18 protein-coding genes are annotated in these 25,363 nt (G+C 38.0%); 4 read left to right on the top strand and 14 right to left on the bottom strand.

Annotated features, from left to right (window positions below; translation table 11 throughout):
- Positions 1-17 precede the first annotated feature (17 nt).
- The 9 genes from ABJH90_RS07715 to ABJH90_RS07675 all read right to left on the bottom strand — a co-directional run bounded on the left by ABJH90_RS07715 (position 18) and on the right by ABJH90_RS07675 (position 14,834).
- Positions 18-680 (bottom strand): ABC transporter ATP-binding protein, encoded by a 663-nt coding sequence (locus tag ABJH90_RS07715; protein WP_348143076.1) that lies wholly within the window; start codon positions 678-680, stop codon positions 18-20.
- 35 nt (positions 681-715) lie between these two features.
- Positions 716-3,121: an ABC transporter permease gene (locus ABJH90_RS07710; protein ID WP_348143073.1), complete on the bottom strand. Its 2,406-nt coding sequence runs from the start codon at positions 3,119-3,121 to the stop codon at positions 716-718.
- Between the two features lie 24 nt (positions 3,122-3,145).
- Entirely contained in the window at positions 3,146-5,578 is a 2,433-nt protein-coding gene (locus ABJH90_RS07705; protein WP_348143070.1) for an ABC transporter permease, read from the bottom strand.
- A gap of 10 nt (positions 5,579-5,588) precedes the next feature.
- A complete protein-coding gene (locus ABJH90_RS07700) occupies positions 5,589-8,021 on the bottom strand; it encodes an FtsX-like permease family protein (RefSeq protein ID WP_348143067.1) in 2,433 nt (810 codons plus the stop codon).
- A 70-nt stretch (positions 8,022-8,091) separates the two neighbouring features.
- Positions 8,092-10,491, bottom strand: a complete 2,400-nt coding sequence (locus tag ABJH90_RS07695) for an ABC transporter permease (RefSeq protein WP_348143064.1) — start codon at positions 10,489-10,491, stop codon at positions 8,092-8,094.
- Between the two features lie 45 nt (positions 10,492-10,536).
- Positions 10,537-11,232 carry an ABC transporter ATP-binding protein gene (locus tag ABJH90_RS07690; RefSeq protein WP_348143061.1) on the bottom strand — a complete coding sequence of 232 codons (696 nt, stop codon included), beginning with the start codon at positions 11,230-11,232 and terminating at the stop codon, positions 10,537-10,539.
- Positions 11,233-11,317: 85 nt separating this feature from the next.
- Positions 11,318-12,094: a type II CAAX endopeptidase family protein gene (locus tag ABJH90_RS07685; protein ID WP_348143058.1), complete on the bottom strand. Its 777-nt coding sequence runs from the start codon at positions 12,092-12,094 to the stop codon at positions 11,318-11,320.
- A gap of 124 nt (positions 12,095-12,218) precedes the next feature.
- Positions 12,219-13,469: an efflux RND transporter periplasmic adaptor subunit gene (locus ABJH90_RS07680; RefSeq protein WP_348143055.1), complete on the bottom strand. Its 1,251-nt coding sequence runs from the start codon at positions 13,467-13,469 to the stop codon at positions 12,219-12,221.
- Between the two features lie 6 nt (positions 13,470-13,475).
- A complete protein-coding gene (locus ABJH90_RS07675; protein ID WP_348143052.1) occupies positions 13,476-14,834 on the bottom strand; it encodes a TolC family protein in 1,359 nt (452 codons plus the stop codon).
- 203 nt (positions 14,835-15,037) lie between these two features.
- Here ABJH90_RS07675 and ABJH90_RS07670 point away from each other — a divergent pair, with 203 nt between their 5' ends.
- From ABJH90_RS07670 to ABJH90_RS07660, 3 genes are all read left to right on the top strand, one after another.
- Positions 15,038-16,402 carry a sigma-54 dependent transcriptional regulator gene (locus ABJH90_RS07670; RefSeq protein ID WP_348143049.1) on the top strand — a complete coding sequence of 455 codons (1,365 nt, stop codon included), beginning with the start codon at positions 15,038-15,040 and terminating at the stop codon, positions 16,400-16,402.
- 68 nt (positions 16,403-16,470) lie between these two features.
- The gene (locus tag ABJH90_RS07665) at positions 16,471-17,751 is read left to right on the top strand and encodes an ATP-binding protein (RefSeq protein ID WP_348143047.1); all 1,281 of its coding nucleotides are present in this window, start codon (positions 16,471-16,473) and stop codon (positions 17,749-17,751) included.
- A 165-nt stretch (positions 17,752-17,916) separates the two neighbouring features.
- Positions 17,917-19,332, top strand: coding sequence for a transporter substrate-binding domain-containing protein (locus tag ABJH90_RS07660; protein WP_348143045.1), 1,416 nt, complete (start codon positions 17,917-17,919; stop codon positions 19,330-19,332).
- 50 nt (positions 19,333-19,382) lie between these two features.
- Here ABJH90_RS07660 and ABJH90_RS07655 read toward each other — a convergent pair whose 3' ends face one another.
- The 5 genes from ABJH90_RS07655 to ABJH90_RS07635 all read right to left on the bottom strand — a co-directional run bounded on the left by ABJH90_RS07655 (position 19,383) and on the right by ABJH90_RS07635 (position 24,167).
- Complete coding sequence (locus ABJH90_RS07655) at positions 19,383-20,027, bottom strand: hypothetical protein (protein WP_348143042.1); 645 nt, start codon at positions 20,025-20,027, stop codon at positions 19,383-19,385.
- Between the two features lie 233 nt (positions 20,028-20,260).
- A complete protein-coding gene (locus ABJH90_RS07650; RefSeq protein ID WP_348143039.1) occupies positions 20,261-22,129 on the bottom strand; it encodes an adenylate/guanylate cyclase domain-containing protein in 1,869 nt (622 codons plus the stop codon).
- 24 nt (positions 22,130-22,153) lie between these two features.
- Positions 22,154-22,648, bottom strand: a complete 495-nt coding sequence (locus ABJH90_RS07645; protein WP_348143036.1) for a hypothetical protein — start codon at positions 22,646-22,648, stop codon at positions 22,154-22,156.
- Positions 22,649-22,938: 290 nt separating this feature from the next.
- Complete coding sequence (locus ABJH90_RS07640) at positions 22,939-23,772, bottom strand: MBL fold metallo-hydrolase (protein WP_348143034.1); 834 nt, start codon at positions 23,770-23,772, stop codon at positions 22,939-22,941.
- Complete coding sequence (locus ABJH90_RS07635) at positions 23,769-24,167, bottom strand: PAS domain-containing protein (protein ID WP_348143032.1); 399 nt, start codon at positions 24,165-24,167, stop codon at positions 23,769-23,771. The genes ABJH90_RS07640 and ABJH90_RS07635 overlap by 4 nt, the downstream gene beginning before the upstream one ends.
- A 356-nt stretch (positions 24,168-24,523) precedes the next feature.
- Here ABJH90_RS07635 and ABJH90_RS07630 point away from each other — a divergent pair, with 356 nt between their 5' ends.
- Positions 24,524-25,273 carry an SGNH/GDSL hydrolase family protein gene (locus ABJH90_RS07630; RefSeq protein WP_348143029.1) on the top strand — a complete coding sequence of 250 codons (750 nt, stop codon included), beginning with the start codon at positions 24,524-24,526 and terminating at the stop codon, positions 25,271-25,273.
- The last annotated feature ends 90 nt before the right edge of the window (positions 25,274-25,363 follow it).

Raw genomic sequence — 25,363 nt, 5'->3', positions numbered from 1 at the left:
AAGATATTCACTTAAAACTAAACCCTTCTACCATCGAGTAAATTTATGATTCTGGAACCATAGGAAGCATTCTTTTCTGAATGCGTCACCTGGATGATGGTCACCCCTTCATTATTCAATTGCTTAAAAAGTTCCATTATCTCCTCACTCTGTTTTGAATTCAGGTTGCCGGTAGGTTCATCTGCTAATATTAGTTTTGGATTGGAAATTAATGCTCTGGCCACTCCCACCAATTGCTGCTGCCCCCCGCTAAGTTGAACAGGAAAAAGGTCTTTTTTGCCTACAATATTAAAACGGTCCAGCATATCAGCCACCATGGCCTTTCTTTCAATAGATTTAAACTTCTTGTATAAAAGCGGCATTTCCAGGTTCTCCTGCACCGTTAAATCATCCAGTAAATGATATGACTGAAAGACAAAGCCAATATATTGCTTGTACAATTGAGCGCGATGTTTTTCTTTTAAAGTATGGACAGATTCATTCAGAAAATGGTATTCTCCCTCATCAAATTGATCGAGCATGCCAATAACGTTCAACAAAGTAGATTTTCCTGAACCTGAAGGGCCCATGACAGAGATAAACTCACCTTGTTCAACTTCAATATTAATATCCTTAAGCAAAAAAATAGGTTGTCCTCCCGACTGGACCCACTTAAAAACGTTCTTTAATTTTAATAGCATATTTTAATAATTATTCTAAATCGGATTGTACAGATTTATTCTGAGCGCAAGCTTTTAACCGGGTTAGCTTTTGCAGCCTTAATTGCCTGAAAACTAACCGTTAAGATGGTAACTCCCATAGCGCCTACCATGGCTAAAGCAAAAATCCACCATTTAAGTATAACCCGATAAGGATATTCCTGCAACCAGCCATTCATTACATAATAAGCAATAGGTATTGCAATAAAACTTGAGATGACCACCAATTTTAAAAAATCTTTCGAAAGCATATTCCAAACATTAAACACTGAAGCCCCTAACACTTTTCGGACTCCGATTTCTTTGGTGCGTTGTTCGGCTACAAAAGAGGTAAGGCCAAACAGCCCTAAACAACTAATTAAAATAGCAAGAGCAGTAAAGATCCCAGATAAGGTTCCTATACGTTCTTCCGAAGCAAATTTTTCACCATATTGCTCATCCACAAATTCATATTCAAAGGGAATATCCGGAAAGTGTTCTTTAAACACTCTTTCTATTATCGAAATATTCTCGCTGGCACTTTTCTCAGGATTCAGCCGCAGGTTATAATAACTAGAATAATTAAACCTGTCATAAGCATAAAGTCCTTGCTTTACAGGTTCATAGGGAGATTGAGCAATCATATCCTCTACCACACCAATAATTTTCAAACCCGAGTTTGGGTCCTCGTCAAAATCATCCTTTAAAAATTTGCCAACAGGGTCTTGCATCCCTAAATACTTTTTGGCCGATTCATTAATTAGCACTCCCAAAGAATCAGAAGCAAACTCCCTTGAGAAATCCCTACCTTCTACAATTTTAAGATTAAGTGACTTTGCATATTCGGGTGAAACCACGGTCCATGTGAAATCTTCCTGAAAACCTTCAGGTTTTCCTTCCCAGCTAAATCCGGACCTGTTGGACCAGATTTGGGTAGTTGGACTGCTTGATGAGGACATTTCCACAATTGCATTGGAAGCTAAGAATTCACTCCTCATCAAATCATATTTCCCTTCAAAATCCTGGCTAAAAGTAGGGATCTGTATAAGGCCTTCCTTATTGTAACCTACCGGCCTGTTCTTTGCAAAGTTAATTTGCTGCATTACGATAACGGTACCGATTATAAAGGCTACTGAAACAGTAAATTGCGTCACAACCAATATCTTTCTTGGAAGACCTGCATATCTGCTTACATTAAAGGTCCCCTTTAAAACCTGGACAGGCTTGAACGACGAAAGATATAATGCAGGATAACTGCCAGCCAATAAGGATGTGAAAATTATAAACAGAATAGACATTATCCAAAAGTTGATGCTATCCCATGGAAATTGGATTTCTTTGCGTGCCAGCTCATTAAACCCATTTAGTGACAATAACACTATTCCCAGGGCTACAATAAAGGCGAAAACTACAACAAGAAATGACTCACTTAAAAACTGATAGATTAACTGCCCTTTTAATGACCCCAGAGTCTTTCTTATACCAACTTCTTTAGACCTCTTTTCAGAACGCGCTGTACTTAAGTTCATAAAATTGATACAGGCCAACAGTAACACAAAAGCACCAATAATTCCAAAGAGCCAGACATATTTAATACGACCTCCAACCTGTTTTCCATTTTCAAATTGCCCTTTCAGATGCCAATCTGCCATAGGGAAAAGGAACAATTGTGGATTAAATTCAGCGGTGTCTTCGTGCAAGTTCTTTTTTACATTCTTAATCTTGGCAGTAACACCTTTCATAGTTGTATTTTCAGCAAGTTGAACAAACATTTGAAAAGAATTGTTATCCCACTGTTCCTCAGTCGCAGCCCTCATGGCCCACTCGTTCGAGGCAAGGTATTGATTCCATGGTATGATGTATTCTGTATCGTGGAAAGTATTGTTAAAAGGGATATCCTTATAAACACTTGTAACCATTAAATCATATTGATTACTGACTTTTACAATCTTGCCAATAGGATCTTCCTTACCAAACAACGCTCTGGCAGTAGATTCCGAGAGCATGATTGAGTTAATCTCACGAAGACCGTCTTTTTCTCCATTTAATATTTGCAGTTCCAAAAGCTCTGGTGCCTCCCTTTGCATGTAATTTCCAGGTCTGGAGAGATTTGTCTCGCCATATTTTAAATAAAGATCATTGGGCCATGAGGCCATGATCAAACGCTTAAAATTATCTCCGTAACCTTCTCTTATGGCTTTCTCCAAAGGTATAGGGATAGCTGGGTAAGTATCTGTTTGGCCATTCAAGGTCTGCGACTGGTACACCTGGGCTATCCTGTCCTTACTTATAAAATAATCATTATGGGAAAGCTCATCCTGTATCCAAAGCCCTATGGTAAGCGAGACAGCCATACCTAAAGCAAGTCCACCTATATTTATAATGGAATAGGCCTTGTTCTTGGTAAGGTTTCTCCAGGCAATTTTAAGATAGTTTTTGAACATGGTTCTCGTTTTTTATGATTGATTTTATTCTGTGCGCAAGCTTTTTACAGGGTTAACAATTGCCGCTTTAATACTCTGGTAACTTACAGTAATGATAGCGATGGCCACAGCTAAAAAAGCAGCCAGAACAAAAACCCACCATCCAATTTCGATCCTATAGGAGAAATCTTCCAGCCATTTGTTCATTACATACCAGCCCAGGGGTATAGAAACCAGAATGGCGACACCAACAAGTTTAAGAAAGTCAACAGTAAGTCTATAGGTTATTTGACCTACACTTGCTCCCAATACCTTTCTCACACCTATTTCTTTTGTGCGCTTTTGCGCGTTGAATGCCGCTAAGCCAAATAAACCCAGGCAGGCAATTAAAATAGATAGGATGGTAAATACCATAAAAATTTTTCCCAATCTTTGTTCGGCTTCAAAGGTGGTATTGAAAGATTCATCCATGAAACGATAACTGAAAGGTTGTCCCGGTGCAACTTCATTCCATATTTGTTCGATATTTGCAATAGTATTAGGAAAATCTCCGGCATTTAGCCTAATTGCCATATTGCCTGTAGAATTGTTCAGGAAAAGGGCAAGGGCTCCAATATTTTCGTGCAACGACTCGTAGTGAAAATTTTTAACTACTCCAATAATGGTATAGAATTCTGCTCTATCTAAATCTAGATCCTGTGAAAGTCGCATCCCTATAGCTTCTTCGCTCCCTACGCCCATTACGGACAAAGTTGATTCATTTATTACCACCGCCGTTGAGTCTGTGACAAACTGACGGTTAAAATTGCGTCCGGAGAGTAGCTCCATCCCCAGGGTTGAAAGGTAATCGTGATCAACATCCCATACTTGCATCTGAAGTGCATTTTCCTGGTTCATGGCACCCTCTTTAAAGTAAGAACTGCTGGAACGGGAAGAGGGTGTGGGTAAGAAGCTACTCAATGTAGCATTTTCCACCTGGCTCAAACCGATTACTTCTTCTTTAAATGCTTGAATTTGATTTCCTGCTGCAAAGGCATCATCTATAAGAAGAACCTGATCTTTGGTATAACCGAGGTCCTTACCCTGAATGAAATTCAATTGTTGAAAAACAACTAAAGTGCTTACTATTAAAAATACGGAAATCGCAAATTGAAAAACAACCAGGGAGTTCCGAATATTTCTTCCACCAACATTACTATTTCCAACGCCTTTGAGAACGGTAACCGGCATAAAGCGAGACATAAAAAATGCCGGATAGCCTCCTGAAAAAAGTCCTAATACAATTGTAGAAGAGACTAAAATTAACCAGAACAGTGGATTTGAATAAGGTATTGCTACCAGCTTTCCCGAAAGTTCATTGAAATATGGAAGTGTCAGAATGGCTATTAGCATGGCCATTAAAAGTGAAATAAAGGCAATCAGACCTGATTCGGTCAAAAATTGCCGAACTAGTTCAAGCTTATTAGATCCCAAAGTTTTTCGAATACCCACTTCTTTTGCTCTTCTTAGGGAATGCGCCGTAGAAAGATTCATAAAATTTACACTTGCCAATACAATAAGAAATAATCCAATAAACGAAAGAATATAGACATTTTGAATACTACTATTGGGGCTCATTTCAGACTGACGATTGGAGTACAAATGGATATCGGTCAACTCCATAGTGTGATATCTCACATAGTTACCTGCCGCCTTGAAGGATTCCTCCGTTATTCCCGGAAAATAATCTTGTGCCCAGGGGAGCATATACTTTTTGAACATCCCTTGTAAGGGTTCATGAAAATCTTCGATATTGGTCTCCGGGATCAATTTAATTAACGTATAATAATTGGTATTACCCCAATGATTCTCACGAGAGTCTGCATATCCGGCCATTGCCATAAATACACTATGATTGCGAAGAAAAGAGTTCTTGGGTAAATCATCAATAACTCCGGTAACCGTATAGTTATCTGTGTTGTTCAATACCAAATTCTGGCCGAGTGCATTCTGGATTCCAAAATGTTTTTCTGCCGCCGTCCTGGTCAGCACCAGGGTATTGGGTTGCTTTAAAGCGGTATTAATATCACCAACAAGTAATTTAATGCCAAACATATTAAAGAACGTGGAGTCAACAAAAGTAGCATTGAGTTCCTTGGCATTCATGTCTGTATCGCTTTTTCTAAGAAGCATACTTCCGCGATCCCGAAACCTGACGGTCGTTTCCACATACGGAAAATCGCTTTGCATGGCACCAGCCATGGGAGCGGAAACTTCAGTGGCCTTTATTTCCGCACCTCCAAATTTAATATCCGTGTCAATTCTGTAAATTCGGTCCGCGTCGGTAAACATTTTGTCATAACTCAGTTCATCATTAATGTACAGAGCTATCAATAAACCTCCGGCCATTCCTATGGCCAGGCCGAAAGTATTCAAAAATGTATAAAAGGGCTCCTTTTTAAGGCTTCTCCAGGCGATTTTGATATGATTTTTTAACATGATATAGCTTTTATTCTGTCCTCAAACTTTTTACAGGGTTTACAATAGCTGCTTTAATACTCTGGTAACTTACTGTGATGATGGCGATGGCCACTGCTAAAAAAGCAGCCAGAACAAAAACCCACCAGCCAATTTCAATCCTATAGGAGAAGTCCTCCAGCCATTTATTCATGGCAAACCACCCTACGGGAAGGGAAATGAGGATAGCCACACCAACCAACTTGAGGAAGTCTGAAGAAAGCCTGAAGGTAATTTGACCTACACTGGCACCCATTACTTTCCTAACACCAATCTCTTTAGTGCGCTTTTCTGCATTAAATGCTGCCAGACCAAATAATCCCAGACAGGCAATTAAAATGGAAAGTATTGTAAATATGATAAAGATCCGACCCAATCGCTGCTCGGATTTGTAGGTATTGTTAAAAGAATCTTCCATGAAATAATAATCAAAAGGTTGACCCGGAGCCAGCTTATTCCAGATATTCTCAATACGTTCTATGGCATTGGCAAAATTTCCTTCCTCCAATTTTACGGCCAGTGCATATGTGTCGTCTCCTAAATGCAGACTCAAGGATTCAATTTCATCCCTAAAGGGAGAGAAATGAAAATCTTTTACAACGCCGATAATTGTAAAATACCTGGGGTTTTCCTCCCCAAAATCAGGGGTATAGCGTAATCCAAGTGCATCATCAGGGGTGACCCCCATTACTGCAATTGCAGATTCATTTACAATTATGCTAGTTGAATCATTTTTAAATTCCCGGTTAAAATCTCTTCCCGCAATGATTTTGAAATCCATTGTGGAGACATAATCATAATCCACGGCCCATCTTTGCATACTAACCGCATTCTCCTGGTCTGTTGCGCCCTCTTGTGGCGCAAAAGTGCTATCGGATCTGCTTGAAGGTGTTGGAAAGAAGCTACTTAGCGTGGCATTCAAAACAAAACCCAGTTTTTTAACCTCTTCCTTAAAGGATTCTACTTTGCCTCCAACGGTATATACGTCATTAACAATAAGTACCTGATCTTTGGAAAAACCGAGGTCCTTATTCTGAATATATTCCAATTGCTGATAAACTACCAAAGTGCTAATAACTAAAAAAACAGAAATTGCAAATTGAAAAATAACCAGGGCATTTCGAACCTTCCCCCCTCCAAGGCTGCCTGTATCACCTTTGAGTACTTTTACCGGAATAAATTTAGACATAAAAAAAGCCGGATAACTACCAGATAATAGGCCCAGAACACTTCCTGAAGCCAGTAAAATCAGCCAGAAAAACGGGTTGGTATATGGCATGGAAATACTTTTGTCTGCCAGATCATTGAAAAAAGGTAGTGCAATTACTGCGAATACTAATGCCAGCAAAAGAGAGCCAAAGGAAACCAAACCAGATTCTATCAGAAACTGACGGATAAGTTCTCCTTTATTGGAGCCTAATGTTTTTCGAATACCTACTTCTTTAGCTCTTTTAAGAGAATGCGCTGTTGACAGATTCATAAAATTTACACATGCCAGAACAATAATAAATATTGCAATAAAAGAAAGGATATATATGCTTTGAATATCGTTATTCGCACTAATTTCAGCTACCCTGTCAGATTTCAAATGAATATCCGTCATAGGTATAGTGCTATATATTAAATGGTTGCCCGCCGCCTTAAACTGCTCTTCTGTAATTCCGGGCATGAATTGCTGTACTCCGGGAATTACATATTTGCCCAAAAAATTCCGTAATGGTTCTTGTAAATCATCAATATTCGATGAAGGGATAAGTTTAATATATGTTTGGTAGTTATTGCTTCCCCAATTAACTACCCGCGAATCTTCATAACCTGCCATTGCCATAAAAACAGTATGCTCCCTAAGGAAAGAATTATCAGGCAAGTCATCAATTACACCAGTCACTGTATAGGTTTCTGAATTGTTCAATAAAAGGTTTTGACCTATAGCGTCATTGATACCAAAATGTTTTTCAGCAGCTGTTTTAGTCAGGATCAGCGTATTCGGTAACTTAAGCGCTGTTTTTAAATCCCCTACCAAAAGATCAATTCCAAACATTTCAAAAAAGGTAGAATCTACATAGGTAGACTCCTGTTCCTTTATGTTTACCTCCGTATCCACTTTTCTGATTAAAGCGCTACCTCTTGTTCTGAACCGCGTTGTTAATTCAACTTCTGAAAAATCATTGTCAATTGTTTCCGCGATGGGAGCTGGAGTTACTGCAAATTTTCGGGCCTCACCACCAAATTTAATATCCGCATTAACTCTGTGTATACGATCTGCATCGGCAAACATTTTATCATAACTTAATTCATCATGGATATATAATGATATAAGAAGGGCCCCTGCTATACCCATAGCAAGTCCAAAGGTGTTTAAAAAGGTAAAAAAAGGTTGTTTTTTAAGGCTTCTCCAGGCAATTTTAATGTGATTTTTGAACATGATTTTTTGATTTTTGATTGATTCCTGATAGTTCCTTCTCCATAGCATTACGAAGGAGAAGCTATTGAGTTTATTCCATACGTAAACTTCTGACTGGGTTTGCTCTAGCTGCTTTTATGGACTGAAAACTTACCGTCACAACAGTAACCAGCATAGCACCGACAATGGCCAGAGCAAAAATCCACCACTTGAGTATTACCCGATAGGGATATTCCTGAAGCCATCCATTCATTACATAATAGGCTATCGGAACCGCAATAAAACAAGAGATGACCACCAACTTTAAAAAATCTTTAGAAAGCATATTCCACACATTAAACACGGAAGCTCCCAGAACTTTTCTGACCCCAATTTCTTTGGTGCGCTGCTCTGCTACAAAAGAGGTTAATCCAAAGAGTCCTAAACAGCTGATTAGAATGGCCAGGGCTGTAAAAATCCCCGATAAGGTTCCTATTCTTTCCTCGGAAGCAAATTTTTCTCCATATTGTTCATCAACAAATTCATACTCAAAGGGTATGTCTGGAAAATGCCCTTTAAAAACCCTTTCTATAACCGCAATATTCTCGCTTGCGCTCTTCTCAGGGTTTAACCTTAGGTTATAGTAACTTGAATTATTAAACCTGTCATAAACATATAGTCCTTGTTTAACCGGTTCATAAGGAGATTGAGCAATTATATCCTCTACTACTCCTATTATTTTTAAGGGTGGCTTAGGGTCCTCCTCATTATCATCCTTTAAAAACTTCCCAACTGGGTCAGGCATGCCTAAATACTTCTTAGCTGTTTCGTTAATGAGTACAGCCAAAGAATCAGAAGCAAATTCCCTTGAGAAATCCCTTCCTTCTACAATTTTAAGATTAAGTGACTTCGCATATTCGGGCGAAACCTCCGTCCATGCCATATCTTCCTGAAAACCTTCAGGTTTCCCTTCCCAGTTAAATCCACTCCTGTTAGACCATATTCGGGTAGTGGGGCTACTGGAAGATGACATTTCCACAATTGCATTGGAAGCTAAGAATTCACTCCTCATCAAATCATATTTACCCTCAAAATCCTGGCTAAAGGTGGGAATCTGTATCAGGCCTTCCTTATCGTAACCGACTGGCCTGTTTTTTGCGAAGTTGATTTGTTGCATAACGATGACGGTACCAATAATAAAAGCCACTGAAACGGCAAACTGCATCACAACCAATATCTTTCTGGGAAGACCTGCATATCTGCCTACATTAAAGGTTCCCTTTAAAACATCAACAGGTCTGAAAGATGAAAGATACAGTGCGGGATAACTCCCAGCCAATAACGAAGTAAAAATTATGAAACCAATCGAAGCCATCCAGAATTGGATATTTTCCCATGGAAATTCAATTTCTTTTCGGGCCAGCTCATTAAAACCATTTAATGATAATAACACCATTCCCAGAGCTACAATAAAGGCAAAGACAACAACAAGAAATGACTCGCTTAAAAACTGATAGATTAACTGTCCTTTTTGTGACCCAAGGGTCTTTCTTATGCCAACCTCTTTAGACCTCTTTTCTGAACGCGCTGTACTTAGGTTCATAAAATTGATGCAAGCCAGGAGCAATACAAAAGCACCAATAATTCCGAAGAGCCAAACATATCTAATACGTCCTCCAACCTGCTTTCCATTTTCGAAATTGCTCCTTAAATGCCAATCTGCCATTGGAAAAAGGAATAATTGCGGATTAAATTCAGCAGTATCTTCGTTTAAGTCTTTTTTTACATTTTGAATCTTAGCCGAAACTTCGCTCATGTCTGAATTATCAGCAAGTTGGACAAACATTTGAAAAGAATTGTTTCCCCAGCTGTCCTCTGCCTCTTTGACCCATTCACTTAAAGTAATATATTTATCCCAGGGTATAATGTAATCTGTATCGTTGAAAGTGTTGTTGAAAGGAATATCCTTATAAACACCGGTAACCATTAAATCATACTGATTACTTGCCTTCACGATCTTTCCAATAGGGTCATCTTTACCAAAAAGAGCCTGGGCAGTAGATGCCGAGAGCATGATGGAGTTAATCTCCCGAAGACCATCCTTTTCTCCATTTAATATTTGCAGGTCTAATAGTTCGGGTGCCTCTCGCTGCATGTAATTCCCCGGCCTGGAAAGATTGGTCTCACCATATTTTAAATACAGATCGTTGGTCCATGAAGACATGATCAAATACTCAAAATTATCCCCATATCCATCTCTTAAAGCTTTTTCCAAAGGTCTTGGGATAGATGGCCCTGTTCCTGTCTCGCCATTAAAAGTCTGCGACTGAAAGACCTGCGCAATTCTATCCTTATCGGTAAAATAATCGTTATGGGATAACTCGTCTTTCATCCAAAGACTTATGATCAAGGCAACTCCCATCCCTAATGAGAGTCCCCCAATATTTATCATGGAATAGGCCTTGTTCTTAATAAGGTTTCTCCAGGCAATCTTTAAATAATTCTTTAACATGATTTGTGTTTTGATGATGAATAAACTCAGGCTAAGGGAATAATGCTATAACAAGGCGCCCACGGCTCTATTCTGACTTTCAGTAACAATCTGACCATCAAATAGATTCACAATCCGATGTGCAAAATGGGAATCATGGTCTGAATGCGTTACCATTACAATAGTGGTGCCTTCCTGATTTAGTTCTGTTAGCAGGTTCATTACCTCCAGGCCATTCTTGGAATCTAAATTACCTGTTGGTTCATCTGCCAAAATTAGTTTTGGATTAGTGACCACGGCCCTTGAAATAGCGACCCGTTGTTGTTGCCCGCCTGATAACTGCTGCGGAAAATGCTTTTCCCTATGTGCAATTTTCATCCGTTCCAATACAGCCATCACCTTTTTCCTGCGTTCACTTTTACTCATTTTCAGATAAATAAGTGGCAGTTCCACATTTTCATAAACTGTTAATTCATCAATAAGATTAAAGCTCTGAAATACAAAGCCTAGATTACCTTTACGCAATTGTGTGCGTTGTCTTTCTTTTAAGCCCGCTACTTCATGCCCGGCGAATTGATATCTGCCTTCTGTAGGGTTGTCCAACATTCCTACGATGTTCAGCAAGGTGGATTTACCACAACCTGAAGGCCCCATTATTGCTACAAATTCTCCCTCTTCTACATTGATGTTTACATTGTTTAAGGCAAGGGTCTCTACTTCTTCGGTTCTAAAACTCTTTTTTAAATTCTGGATCTGTATCATTTTTTGATTGTTTGTCATTTTATTTTAAACTTTGAGTTATTATTTTTTATAGTGATTCAAATTGATGCATTTTAAATGGCGTTTATTATTTGTTATGAACTTTTATTAAATCTTTTCTCCTAAACCAGTAGACGAGCATCATCAGAACCAACAAATAGAGAATAAACAACCAGAATGTATTCATACTACCGGTAAACTCTGGCAAAATAAGCAGATAATTAAATGCGGCATTAGCGCTGATATGAATCAGTATTGATGTAAGTACGCTTTTGGTATAGTAATATATCCAACTCATAAATAGTGTTCCTATAACAACCCATAATAAAAACACCAGGAAATGCATGTTCAAGGGAACACCTGTTTCAATAAGATATGCTGGAAAATGCCAGACCCCCCAGATCAAACCAAGTATTATGCTTGAATAAAAAACATTTAATTTCTTCATCAATCTGGGGAGTAAGAATCCCCTCCAGCCATATTCCTCTCCGATTGCAATCAATACTATTACAACAATCTGTGGTAGCAATTGAGTAGTTCTTAAACCAAATTTGGAAATATCGAAGCTTAAAGATGTAAGTATAGCTAGAGATACAAGGACAGGAATTCCAATCACTGAAAGGAGAAGCCATTTGAACGCTGTTTTCTTCACTGTTTGTTTAACGAACAATTCAAGAACACCTTTCTTCCCTTTTGTAATGGCAGTAAGAACCAATGCAACTAATGATGGTGTAAAAACAGCTAATATCGAGAGATTTGAATTATCTAATTTATACGAGATAAAACATATTAATGAACTCAGGGCTATTACAATAACCGAGAATATGATGATTTCCTTTTTTTCTATTGAACTATTAATTTTCATAATTGGCTATATTGGTCAAATAAGCATCCTCCCGTTTGTTATCTTTTTGAACTGTAAAATCTTCATATTTTAAAAGACTTGCCTACTGTTCTATTGTTACATTTATTTGTTCTTAGCTCTTTAATTATTTTAAGACCACCCTTTCTGCTTCGCCAAAATTGTCATAATTGCTGGTAATAACACTTTCACCATCCTGCAACCCATCCAGGACTTCATAGTACCTGGAGTTCTGTTTCCCAATCCGTATATCTCTTTTGATGGCCTCGCCTCCATCAGGGTTTACCACAAATATCCATTGTCCTCCTGTGCTTTGAAAAAAGCTTCCTTTGGGTAGAAGAAGGGCATCTGAAGACTCCCCCAACTGCAATTTAATGTTATAGCTCTGACCTGTTCTGATGGTTTCCGGTTTCTCCCCGCTGAAAACAAGGTCTACTTTAAATCTTCCGTTCCGTACTTCGGGATATACCTTTCTTAACCTTAGTGCATATTCATTGTTATTACGCTCCAGGATGGCGGTCAGATCCCTGGTAACCCTGTCTATGTAATGCTCATCAATCATAGCCTCAATTTTATAATCGGTCAGTACATTAATCTGTCCTATTCGTTCTCCTTGTGCAATGCTTTGCCCAATTTCAGCATCTAAAAATCCTAATTGACCATCTGCCGGGGCCCTAACATTTAATTGGTCTATTCTTTCATATACCATGGACAAAGTTTGTTGCATGCGAGCCATATCGGTATCCAAACCAGCTAAAGAAGTCTTTCTTAACTCATCATCCCGTACCGTTTGCAGCTTTATAATATCATATTGCCTTTGGGAAAGCTCATAATTTTCCTTAGCGGTGAGGTAGTCCTCACTTGATATTAATTCTTCCTTGTACAAGGCCTCGTTCTGCGCAAAATTTCTTTTTAAACGTTGCAACTCATATTCAGCAGTCGCGAGAGATTTCTTCCCCTCCACCTGTCTGGTGTCGAAAGCCAGTTTAGTGGAACGAAGATCATTTTGTTTTAAAGCCAGGTTACTTTCACTAGCCAAAATTTGTTCATACAAACCTCTATTCTCTAATTTCAATATAATATCGCCCTTTTTAACCGTTGCTCCTTCTTCAATCAATTTTTCAGTCACACGCCCGCCCTCATAGGCATCCATATAAATAGTTGCAATTGGCGCTACATTTCCATTAATGGTAATATAATCATCGAACTTGCCCTGTGTAACCTCAGCTATGGATAACTTTTCCTTTTCAGTTCTAAAGGTGGATACCTGAGTGCCAAATAGCAATTTCCATCCCGTAAAAAGCAATAGCAAGCCCAATGCGATGTAGCCATAATGCTTGGGTCGTAATCCTTTTTTCTTCTCCAGTTTTATATCCATGTTATTCTAATTATTTTGATTGATATTAAATACAGGCAATCCATTGTAAAAATCCAAAGTGCTTTTGTTTAAATAAAAGCGCAGAAGAACTTGCAAATTTTCGTTCTGGGCTGTAGCAAAAAGATTCTTAGCCTGTGTTAGATCCAGAACACTAACCAATCCTTTGTCATAACTTTTCTGGGCTATTGTAAATGCTAATTCCTGTGCCTGTACTTTTTTTGCACTTTGAGCTTTCTCAACCTCCAGCGAAGTATAATCCTGAATGAGTTGTTGAATAACAAGATACAACTGCTGTTCCTGAAGATCCAGGTTGTTATCTGCCCTAAGGATTTCTATCTTTTGTTGCTTTACTCTGGAACGTGCAGACCATCCATTAAAAATGGGTATATTAAGGGCGAGTCCAACATATTTGGATGCATTATTTTTAATCTGTTCACGGAATGGAATTACAATTCCGGCATCATTTATAAACGTTTCAAAATAACCGGTACCATATCCTGCCACCAAAGAAAGGGAAGGATAAAGGTTTCCTCTTGCCACAGCTAACTGTTTCCTGGCGGCTACTGCCCTTAATTTCTCTGCCTTAATTATGGGTATGAAACTCATGGCATTGTTGTATACTGAATCTTGTTGAACCACAGTAACCCCAAGTTCAGTTCCTACCTTATCTCTAAAAAAGGGTTCAAGAAAAATAGTTGATTCCCCTATAAGATTCATTTCCTGAATTAATTGCAGCTGCGCTTTCTGAAAATTATTTTCACTCTGAGTCAGTGCCAGTTCATCTGTTAACAAAAGTGATTCTGCCTCATATACATCTGCTCCCGCTTTTAGTCCCAGTTCGACTTGTCTTTTAACCAAATTAAAATTATCTCTTGAGATTTGCAGTTGTTCTTGTGATATGACCAATAAACCCTCAAAGAACTTGATGTCGTAATAGGCCTTCATGACCCTAAATGCCAATAGAAATTTTTGCTGCTCTACATCTTCCAGGGAGGCATTATAAATCAATTTCGAAGCCCGTATAGAGTTTATTTTTTGAAAACCCTGAAACAAATCTATGCTTGCTGTTAGGGAATAGTTGTTCGCAAAAAAATCTGAATTAACAATAATGTTACTATTTGGATCTGCTGCACGTCCAAAACTTTGGAAATAATCAGTGTAGCCATTTATTGATGGTAACAAGTCCCGTTTAGACTGTTTGAAAGTTTCTTCATTTGAAAACTCTGTATATTCAAAATCATTAAGGGAGAGGTTATGCTCTATAGCATAAGATACACATTTGTCCAAAGACCAGGTTTCCTGCGCAAATGCCTGCCATGAAACTGTCAAAAAAAATAAAACTATTACACTAAACTTCAAGTTCATATAGTATTGGTATGTCCTTTTTATAGCCACAGTTGTGCCAAAATTCTAATGTGTTGCTAATCAAGTAGTTTTAGGTTTGTCTATTCGGAGCAAGTTTATATATCGTAAAATATTTATACAGTATTTGTCCATTTTTTGGACACTCCTGTTTTAATTTAATTTTGAAATCGTAGCTTTAAACCGTTGAATTAAAAATTTGATTTGTGCTCGACGGAAAAATTTTAGTGATAGATGATAACAAAAGTGTTTTGAGCGCTTTGGAAATCTTGCTGCAGTTTGAGTTTAAAACGGTGGACAGTATTTCCAATCCGAATCAAATCTCTACATTTCCTAATTTAAAGCATTTTGATATTATTCTTTTAGACATGAACTTCTCCGCCGGTGTTAATACAGGTAATGAGGGAATTTATTGGTTAAAAGAAATCAAAAAAATTGCCCCGGCTACTTCAGTAATCATGATGACAGCCTATGGTGCTGTAGAATTGGCAGTAAAAGCTCTTAAAGAAGGGGCAACCGATTTTATCCTCAAACCCTGGAACAATGATAAGTTAATAACAACTTTAAAAACCGCCTATTCTTTGCGCAAATCGCAGAAGGAAGTCGAACAACTTAAAGAGAAGGAGAGTAGTTTAAAACAGCTCATCAACCAAAATAAAAATTATATAATTGGCAATTCCAAAGCACTTAACGCTGTCCTGAATCTGGCCCGGAAAGTGGCAAAAACCGATGTTAATGTCTTAATTACAGGTGAAAATGGCACCGGTAAAGAATTAATTGCACGTGAATTGCATCGTATTTCAGAAAGGAAAAATGAAGTTTTTATCGCAGTCGACATGGGCTCCATTTCCGAATCCCTTTTTGAAAGTGAACTATTTGGTCATGTAAAAGGATCTTTTACGGACGCGAAGGAGAATAGGGCTGGTAAGTTTGAAGCTGCAGACGGCGGCACACTATTCTTAGATGAAATTGGAAATTTGTCTCTACAAACCCAGGCCAAACTTTTATCTGCCATTCAAAATAAGCTTATTGTCAGGGTAGGGTCTAACAAACCCATTTCAGTAGACATTCGGTTAATATGCGCTACCAACTGTGATTTGGATAAAATGGTTAGTGAAGGTCTCTTCAGAGAAGATTTGTTATACCGTATTAATACTATTCGGATGGAAATTCCACCGCTGAGGGAAAGGGAAAACGATGTTTTAATTCTGGCCGAATTTTACCTGAAAAGATATGCGACCAAATATGGCAAACAAGGTTTGCGAATAAACCAGGCTGCTTATGATAATTTCCTATCCCACAAGTGGCCGGGAAATATTCGTGAGTTGGTACATACTATTGAAAGGGCAGTGATATTAGCGGATGGCAACGTTTTGAAGCCTACAGATTTTCTCCTGAATGAGAAGACAGAGATTACTAATGACAGCGGGCCCGACACTTTGGAAGAAATGGAACAACTGATGATAAGCAAGGCACTTCATCAAAACGATGGGAATTATAGTGCGGCAGCAGAACAGTTAGGTATTTCAAGGCAAACACTATACAACAAAATGAAAAAAAGAAATATGTAATGGTAAGCAGGAACATTTATTTTCAGTTGGTTGTGCGGATTTGCCTTATTTGCCTTACAGCCTTGCTCATGGCCTTTTTATTTTTCTCAGATCGCTATATTTTAGCGGGTTTGATCCTGGTTTTGCTGATAGTTCAGACGGTTTCAATGATTAATTATACCAACCATACCAATCGAAAAATTGCCTATTTTTTTGATGCTATAAAGAATGAAGATTTTACACTTCGGTTTCCTGAAAAATTGAGTTTAAAATCACTGGAAGAATTAAACCACAGCCTCAACATGCTGAATTCCATGATACAGGATATCCATATTAAAAAACAAATCCAGGAACAGTATTATCAGGAAATTATAAGACAGTCAGATATTGGTATTATGACAATAAATAATAAAGGGCATATCCTTTTTGCCAATAAAAAAATTGAAGAGCTTTTAAGTTACAGGCCCCTGAACCATATTAAACAACTGACTCAGGTAGATCCTGATCTTTATAATTTGTTCTCAAAATTAAAACCTTTTGAGCGAAAACTGGTCCAACTATCCAATGAAAGGGAGAAAAAACAGCTGGCTTTAAAATCAACTGCCTTGACCTTAAATGAAAAAGAACTTCTTTTGGTTGTAGCACAGGACATTCATCAGGAACTGGATGAGAAAGAGACAGATTCGTGGGTGCGTCTTATTAGAGTTCTTACCCATGAGATTATGAATACGATTACCCCAATCACTTCTATTTCGGAATCCATTTTAAAATATTATAAATCAGAAAACGAGCTATTAAGCCTGGAAGAATTTGATGAGGATCACATTAAAAATACGGTCAGGGGTCTTGAAGTTATCAAAGAACAGGGTGGGGATTTAATGCAATTTGTGCAATCGTACAGAAGTTTTCTCAATGTACCTCCGCCTGACAAGGCCCTCGTTCCTGCCCACAAAATGTTGGATAAAGTAAAGGTCCTATTGGAACAAGAGAGTCAAAATGGAAGTATTGTGATACAGACCGTTATAAACCCGGAGGAAATGGAACTATATATTGATGAAAAACAAATTTCACAGGTGTTGGTCAATTTAGGTAAAAATGCTGCCCAGTCTCTTGGGAATCAGGAAAACGGTCTTATTAAAATTACGACAGGAACGAATAAAAAAGGAACCAAGTACATAGAAGTATGGGACAATGGTCCTGGCATTCCCCCCGAATTAATAGATGAAATTTTTGTCCCTTTTTTTACTACTAAAAATTCAGGGACTGGCATTGGGCTGAGTCTTTCCAGACAAATTATGCATTTACACGGGGGCAACTTAAAAGTACACTCTGTGCAGTCTGATTATACCTCTTTTGAGTTGTCTTTTTGAGAATTATTCTTAGAACATTTTAACAGAATGTGCTGTTGGGTTTATTAATAAGAATTAAGGTGTAATGCAGCTTTATATAATAATTCTTAGTATTAGGTTAACCAGGCCCTACTTCCGCATGATCAAATTCTTTTATATATTTAGGCAATTCAGGGATAGCCCGTTATGACCAAAAGAATAAGAATTCTTATTATCTGTTGCCTTTGCCTGAGCGCTTGCCAGACGAAAAAAACAGACCTTAAAGAGGCTACGATAAGCAGGGATTTTGATGAAATTGTGGCAGACGGTAAACTTAAGGTGTTGATTGCCTATAGTGCCACGAGTTACTTTTTGTATCGCGGACAAACCATGGGCTATGAGTATGACTTGCTAAAGCGTCTTGCCAAACAATTAAACCTGGAACTGGAATTAAAGGTGTCCAGGAATCTGGATGAGATGTTGGATGAACTAAAAAATGGTAACGTAGACCTTGTGGCGCACGGACTGGCTATTACACAAGAGAGAAAGAAGAAAGTGGCTTTTACCAGTTATTTATATCTTACAAAACAGGTATTGGTGCAAAGAAAGCCCGACAATTGGCGTCAATTAACTGTTGACAATATAAAGGCATCCATTATCCAGGATCCTATTGAACTTATAGGAGATACTGTAAGTGTAAGAGCAAATTCATCCTATTTCAAGCGAATGATTAATTTATCCAAGGAAATTGGAGGTAACATCATTATAGATTCTCTTGAAGGTGGTCTCTCCACTGATGAAATAATTAAGCAAGTGGTAGATAAAAAGATAAAATATACTGTCGCCGATGGTAATCTGGCGAGGATCAATGCCTCACATTACCCCATTTTAGACGTAAGTATCCCGGTGAGCTTTTCGCAGCGCATTTCCTGGGCAGTCAGAAAAAATTCTCCTGTATTACTGCAGGAAATAAATAAATGGATCGAAGAAGAAAAAAAGGGCTCTGATTATTATGTTATCTACAATAAGTATTTTGAAAATAAAAGGAGCTTTAAGAGGCGGGCGAAAAGTGAATTTTACAGTCTTAATAATAATCAGATCAGCGCCTACGATACGCTCATAAAAGAACATGCCAAGGAGTTGGGGTGGGATTGGCGCTTACTGGCTTCTTTAATCTATCAGGAATCTCAATTTCAACCCAAGGATACCTCCTGGGCAGGTGCTAAAGGTTTAATGCAGATGATGCCATCAACAGCAAAAGAGCTCGGAATTAAGGACAGGGAAAACCCTGAGGAAAGTTTACATGGAGGGACTGCCTACCTGGAACGATTATATAAAAATTTTGAACCCGTTACGGATTCCGTGCAACGCATTAAGTTTACTATGGCTTCCTATAATTGCGGATATCAGCATGTTAAGGATGCCCAAAGTCTGGCAGAATTTCGTGGACTTGATAAATACACCTGGGATGGTAATGTAGATAAAATGATACTTGCGCTCAGTAACCCTGAAAACTACAACAATGAAGTAGTCCAATACGGATATGTGCGTGGAACTGAAACCTATGATTATGTTTCGGAGATCTTCAAACGTTATACTTTGTATAGTACTTTAATAAACTAATCCTGCAATTTCGGTAACATATTGTGTTGTATTTACTGGCCTTTCTTGTCTTATTCCTCATATTGGTATAAATCGGCCAGTTTATAGATCAGAAAATTAATGATGTCCTCATCACTTTCTCCATTGAGATACATTGTAAATGCGGAAGCAGCCTGCTCCTCTTTAAAAAATTCCAAATCATCTGAGCCATAATCACTAAAGGCATTCCAGGACCTTAGGCCCTCGAGTATCTCCCTGTGGGCAATATATCTTCTCTTTGCAAGCTCCAAATCATTTCTAAAACTTTTATTATTACGATTACCAATTTCTCCCTTTTGAGAATCTAATCTTAGAAATTCTTGTTCAATACGATAATCTGCTGCTTCTGCCTCTGCTATTATCTTAAAATATGCCCGGGAAATTAAGGAACTATACTTTTCCTCAAAATAAGCATACTTAACGGTTTCCGAATAACTATCCCCTTCCAGAATTCCGGTATCTTCTGCGCTTGAATAATACTCTTTAGTTTCATTCGCTGCCAAAAACTCATCTTTTTCCAAAGATCTGTTCCACGCTTCAGATTTTATGGTTTCCTTCCATATTTTCCTGTATTCTCGTTTAAAATTAGTCTGTGATGAGGTACATCCTTCAACTAAAAAAACTAAAAGAAGAAAGCCAAACACCCGAACAACGCTATGAACTCCTGCTTTTCTCATAATAGGGTAAAAACTATTTATGCAAGAGCAGATTTATGAGAATGCATGATAAGGAAAAGGGGAAGGCTATAAACCTTTGGCAATATAAGAAAGAATTACCGTCTCTCATATTAAAATTAAGCCAAGAAGACACATAAAATAGATTACATACCCAATGGCTTAAATGATAGTTGCATTTCGCAAAATGCAAATAAGATAAACGACCATAATTCTAAGAAGAGTAACTTGTGTTGTCAGGCTACTTGGAGTTTGGGCTTATTAACATAGTACATTTTCATCATACCCTTATTTTTAACTTTCATTTTACCTCTGTATTCGCATTCAAATTCATCTTTTATCAGTTCATAGGTGTTTTCAGAGATATTAATTTTGCCAGTCTCTGAATTGGTTTCCATACGGGCAGCAACATTTACAGTATCTCCCCATATATCATAGGCAAATTTTTGGGTGCCCACTACGCCTGCTACTACCGGGCCGGTATTAATGCCAATACGGATCTCATAAGGCATAATATTGTCTTGATCATTAATTTTGACTTCTTCAGTGATCTGGATTATTTCAAAAGCAGCATGCACCATTCTGATTGCATGATCTTCTGTATTCAAATGTAAGCCTCCGGTGCACATATAGGCATCCCCCATGGTTTTGATTTTTTCCAATCCGTGTTTCTCCATAACTTCATCAAACCTGGAAAAGTAATAATCTACGCTTCTAACTAGATTTTCCGGACTTAAGTCTGCCGAGGACCTTGTAAAATCTTTGAAATCTGTAAATAAGACTGTGATCGATTCAAATTTTTTGGCTTCTACCTGTCCTGTTTCTTTAAGTTCCTGGGCTGTTTCTTTAGGAAGGATATTGAGTAACAGGCTATCCGACCTGTTTTTTTCCTCCTCAATGATAGTATTGGTTTCCTTTACAAAACTATAGCGCCTGTAGAGAAAGAAAAGAAGTACAAAGATGAAAACCAGGGCCAGGATAGTTGCATAAATTATAATCCTTTGTCTTTTATCCTTTAAAAGTTGGATTTCTGACTCTTTCTGCAACAGATCCACTTCAGTTTGAGCCTGTGAAACTTCAAAATCTGCCCGTAAATTGGCCATTTCACGCACTTTTTCAATATTGTTTACACTGTCCCTATATGTGATATAATTCTGGAAATATTTAAGGGCTTCTGAGGTATTTCCTCTCTTCTCATAGAGTTCTGAAAGCTTTAGATAGGCATCCCCTATCTGTTCCTTGAGTCCATGTTGTTTTGCCAGGTCCAAACTTTTTTGGGCAAAACCAAAGGCCGAAGGCCAATCACCTTTATCCGCATAGATGTCGGACATAAAGGTAAGATATACACTAATAGGATAATTATCGCCTAGTTCCTCCAACATTACAGTTGCCTGGTTTATGTTTTTTTCGGCCAATTCATTTTCTCCTTTTAAGGCATAAGCAAGGCCAACATTACCCAGGTTGTATGCAATTCCAGTTTTATAGCCCAGGGCTCTATAAATATCTCCGGATTGTTTGAAAAATAATAAAGCTGAATCGGGCTTGGCCAATTTCAGGTTGTAGAGATCTCCTAAATTTTCTAGCACCGCTGCAAAGTTGGTAGAATCATTTTCTGCCTTAAGAATAGGAATAGCGTTCTGATAGTTGAAGATTGCTTTCTGATCATCACCCCTACGGGCATACAATATGCCAATGTTTAAATATAAAATTCCCAAATCCCCCTTATTTTTCTGTTTATCGGCAATTTTCACACCTGCTAAGAAACTTTCCAATGCATGACTGTGATCCCCTTTAAGCCTAAAGGCACTTCCCCTTTCCTGATATGCCTCAATGATGCGTTCAGTAGAATCTGTAGCTTTAGCCCTACGCAGAAGTTCATCACCGTATTGCAGTTTCTTTTCTGGATCGGAATGAAATTCGGCAAGATCAGACAACAATTGTAATCGGTCCTTTTCTGCAAAGCGTCCTGAATGGTATATCAATTCGAGGCTATCAGCAATAACCTGATTCTGCCCATAAATGGAAATGGCAAAAAAACAAAAAAAGCCCAGTGTTAAGCAGGCTTTAATTTTGAATAATCTTATTCTAAAAAAACGGGTTGACATCAGACTTGGCAAACAGTTAATAATTTATTTTTTTTTATGCCCCTGGACCTCAGGATCAATTTTAAATATTTCCCCTTTGCCCGATACGGTAAACCTCAAAATATATTCTTCTTTTATATACGCTTCTCCTTTACCAGGCCCTAATGTAACTTTTCCTCTAACCAATTCGTCACTACCCTTTATATTAACAGGATCTCCATTTACCTTTATAGGTTTAAAGGGCTTTAGTTCAAAAATTTCTTTATCTTCTTTGTGTTCTATGGAGGTGATCTTGACAATATGATCAGGATTTCTAGTAGACTGTCCCCGCCAGATAATCAGGTCTCCCTTTCTTACAAGTGTTGTGTAATCTTTGTTGGTAATCCCCGTAGGTTGCCCAAAATGAACATGGTCATTTACGTTTTCGTTTGTTATATTAGCCGTGGTGTCGACATAAAGGGTTACTACATGCAATTGGTTTTTGCATCCTATAAAGCTTATTACTGCCAGTAAAATTAAAATTTGATTAGTTGTTTTCATAATAGTGTTCTTTTGTTGATTAATTAAATGAAAATTATTCAGTTTTCTGATCAGATCTCAAAGTACCTGAATTTCGGGAACTATCGTGATTACTTTTCCAACTTCAATTGTCTTATATCACATGGGTCAAAACGCCATCCTTAATATAATGAATTTAAGCAACTTGGTAAAATTATCGTGGATGAATCTGCACTTTTATTGTCTGAAAGTAGTATTTTTCTTATTCGTAGAATTTCAGATTTTCATACAATTAGATTTAATATTTCTTTCAAAAGTTCGGCTGCGTCTTATCAAACCTCTATTTCTTGCCCCTGAACAGCCAGTTCAATGGGGAAATCATAGGTATGGGTGCTAATAAATTTTTTAAATTTTTGGGATCTGTCTGTATCCGTTTGTGCCGGGTCGTGATGAAACATTATCAAACGTTTAGCCCTGGCTCTCTCCGATAATTCGGCGGCAATTTCCATGGAACAATGACCCCAACCCACTTTGTTTTTATATTCCTCCCGACTGTATTGGGAATCGTGTACGAGTAAATCTGTATTGCTGCAGAGATCAAATCCGGAAATCCAATTATCCTCCTTAAATAAATACGGATTACCTAACATGGGCTCATGGTCAGGGATATAAGCAACGGATTTGGATTCAAGCTCAATTCTAAAACCCACAGTTGGGCCGGGATGACAAACAAATTTGGAAGTGATTCTAAACTTCCCAAGCCGAAATGGCTCATTTGGCAATTCGTGTATGACCAATTTACTCGGGATATCCCTTAGTACAACCGGGAAAAGAGGTGGAGACAAAAAACTGTTCAACCTATCTTTTAAAGGATAAGAACTTCCGCCGGGACCCCAAATATGAATCTCTTTATTAGGATCAAAAATGGGTTTAAAAAAACCCAACCCCTGAATATGATCCATATGTAGGTGAGTTAGCAGGATATCTATCCGATCTGAGGTATGATAGCTGTCAAAATCTATATTCAAAATCCCCGTACCAGCATCCAGTATTAGCCTTTCGTTCTCCTCTATGATTTCAATACAGGGGGTATTGCCTCCAAGTTTTTGTGTCTCTTTAGAGGAAGTGGGATATGCCCCGCGGGTTCCATGTAGTTTAATTCTCATACCTTGAGATCATTATCCCAAAAAATAGCCAAGGCCCCGGCAAACTCTTTAGATCTTCCAATGATAGGGATGGAAGTAACGGAGATTTTAAAAGACTTACCTTCCAGACTTTTTATCCAGAAAGTCTTATGAGCGGGTACATGCGTTTTTATTGTGCTAACAAGCGGAAGCTCTTCCGGGGGAATTTCATTCCCGTTTTTGTCATGCGGTTGAAATGCGTTACCCCAGTCGCCCACTCTCATTTCCCCTGTATCCTGAAAACGCTGGCCCAGAATTTGTTCCGCGGGTTCGTTATAAAATATAAGGGTCCCCTCAGGATCTACTATAAAAACCGGGACGGTAAGACAATCTGCCAATTGCCTGCTTAAAATAATTTCAATTTCGTGTGCTGACATAGACAGACAAGTTTTACAGGAGAACTCTCTTAAATATATAAAAAATAAATCGATTTTGTTCTATATAGCGCGCTAGAATAGGTTGTTCTTAATTTACTATTACGCACAAAAAAGGAATCATTACAAGATAGTAATTTCATGATTTTATCACTAAGTAAAAACCATAGAAAGTTTATGGCTTCTGTATATTTTTTTCACTTGCCCCAGTAACTTTGTATAACAAATCTATACCTTAGTAAGAACAAAAAACCGCTTCCTAATTACAATCAGTCCCTGGTATAATTTTGTCAAGCTTAGGACATTGATTGGATTCATTTCCTCCAGTTTATTTCAAATAACACTACCTTTAATTTTAAATGGAAGCCTCAAGCAATTTTCTTAAAAGATCAGGGTTTTTAACCCTTCTGATGATTTTTGTGCTTTGTTGCTCAAAGGAAGTGAACATACCAGAGCCAGTGCAAGCTTATGAACCACATACTTCCAAGATTAGGGAAATTCTATTTATCGGCAACAGTTTCACCTCTTTCAATCTGGGAATTTCATATCACTTAAATCTTTACCTGGCTAATGATTCGTTGTCCTATAAGCCTTTGATTCAAGAAGCTGCGTTCAGCGGTTATAGTTTAGCTGTGCATTTGACAAATGAACAGACTCTGGCAAAATTAAATGAACGCTCCTGGGATGTTATTATACTACAAGAAAATACAGACATTGCCGTAAATGATACTATGGCAACTTTAGAATCTATAAAAGCATTTCAAGAGTTAGTGGGCAATAAAGGAACCTTAATTTACCTTTTAATGTCCTGGCCTTATAAGGACCAGCCAGAAATGCTTATTCCAATAATAAAGACTTTTGAAGAGGGATCTCAAGCTATCGGAGCAACTATTATTCCTGTAGGGGAAGTTTGGACGGCAATAAATCAGGATGGAAACCCCAATATCGATTTATATAATGCTGATGGCATGCATCCATCTTTACAGGGTACTTTTTTGGCGGCGTCAATGTGCTACTCGCATATCTATAATCAAAATCCTTCTGAAAATCCATATTTGGCTGGCCTGGAAAATACCACCGCACTTTATCTTAAACAAAAAGCTAATTAATTTAATACTCCTGTACCATATTCGTCTTTGAGTGTCTCATATAATTCACCAAATTATTTTCATGGGGTATCAATATAAAGCACAACTACA

It is taken from the genome of Eudoraea sp., assembly GCF_039969275.1.
Classification (GTDB): Bacteria; Bacteroidota; Bacteroidia; order Flavobacteriales; family Flavobacteriaceae; genus Eudoraea.
This window is presented reverse-complemented; position numbering and strand designations above follow the sequence as displayed.

What these genes read in the sequence shown, in the direction of transcription:
- ABJH90_RS07715 (WP_348143076.1), bottom strand. Translation starts at nt 680, where the DNA reads ATGCTATTAAAATTAAAGAACGTTTTTAAGTGGGTCCAGTCGGGAGGA.
- ABJH90_RS07710 (WP_348143073.1), bottom strand. Translation starts at nt 3,121, where the DNA reads ATGTTCAAAAACTATCTTAAAATTGCCTGGAGAAACCTTACCAAGAAC.
- ABJH90_RS07705 (WP_348143070.1), bottom strand. Translation starts at nt 5,578, where the DNA reads ATGTTAAAAAATCATATCAAAATCGCCTGGAGAAGCCTTAAAAAGGAG.
- ABJH90_RS07700 (WP_348143067.1), bottom strand. Translation starts at nt 8,021, where the DNA reads ATGTTCAAAAATCACATTAAAATTGCCTGGAGAAGCCTTAAAAAACAA.
- ABJH90_RS07695 (WP_348143064.1), bottom strand. Translation starts at nt 10,491, where the DNA reads ATGTTAAAGAATTATTTAAAGATTGCCTGGAGAAACCTTATTAAGAAC.
- ABJH90_RS07690 (WP_348143061.1), bottom strand. Translation starts at nt 11,232, where the DNA reads ATGATACAGATCCAGAATTTAAAAAAGAGTTTTAGAACCGAAGAAGTA.
- ABJH90_RS07685 (WP_348143058.1), bottom strand. Translation starts at nt 12,094, where the DNA reads ATGAAAATTAATAGTTCAATAGAAAAAAAGGAAATCATCATATTCTCG.
- ABJH90_RS07680 (WP_348143055.1), bottom strand. Translation starts at nt 13,469, where the DNA reads ATGGATATAAAACTGGAGAAGAAAAAAGGATTACGACCCAAGCATTAT.
- ABJH90_RS07675 (WP_348143052.1), bottom strand. Translation starts at nt 14,834, where the DNA reads ATGAACTTGAAGTTTAGTGTAATAGTTTTATTTTTTTTGACAGTTTCA.
- ABJH90_RS07665 (WP_348143047.1), top strand. Translation starts at nt 16,471, where the DNA reads ATGGCCTTTTTATTTTTCTCAGATCGCTATATTTTAGCGGGTTTGATC.
- ABJH90_RS07660 (WP_348143045.1), top strand. Translation starts at nt 17,917, where the DNA reads ATGACCAAAAGAATAAGAATTCTTATTATCTGTTGCCTTTGCCTGAGC.
- ABJH90_RS07655 (WP_348143042.1), bottom strand. Translation starts at nt 20,027, where the DNA reads ATGAGAAAAGCAGGAGTTCATAGCGTTGTTCGGGTGTTTGGCTTTCTT.
- ABJH90_RS07650 (WP_348143039.1), bottom strand. Translation starts at nt 22,129, where the DNA reads ATGTCAACCCGTTTTTTTAGAATAAGATTATTCAAAATTAAAGCCTGC.
- ABJH90_RS07645 (WP_348143036.1), bottom strand. Translation starts at nt 22,648, where the DNA reads ATGAAAACAACTAATCAAATTTTAATTTTACTGGCAGTAATAAGCTTT.
- ABJH90_RS07640 (WP_348143034.1), bottom strand. Translation starts at nt 23,772, where the DNA reads ATGAGAATTAAACTACATGGAACCCGCGGGGCATATCCCACTTCCTCT.
- ABJH90_RS07635 (WP_348143032.1), bottom strand. Translation starts at nt 24,167, where the DNA reads ATGTCAGCACACGAAATTGAAATTATTTTAAGCAGGCAATTGGCAGAT.
- ABJH90_RS07630 (WP_348143029.1), top strand. Translation starts at nt 24,524, where the DNA reads ATGGAAGCCTCAAGCAATTTTCTTAAAAGATCAGGGTTTTTAACCCTT.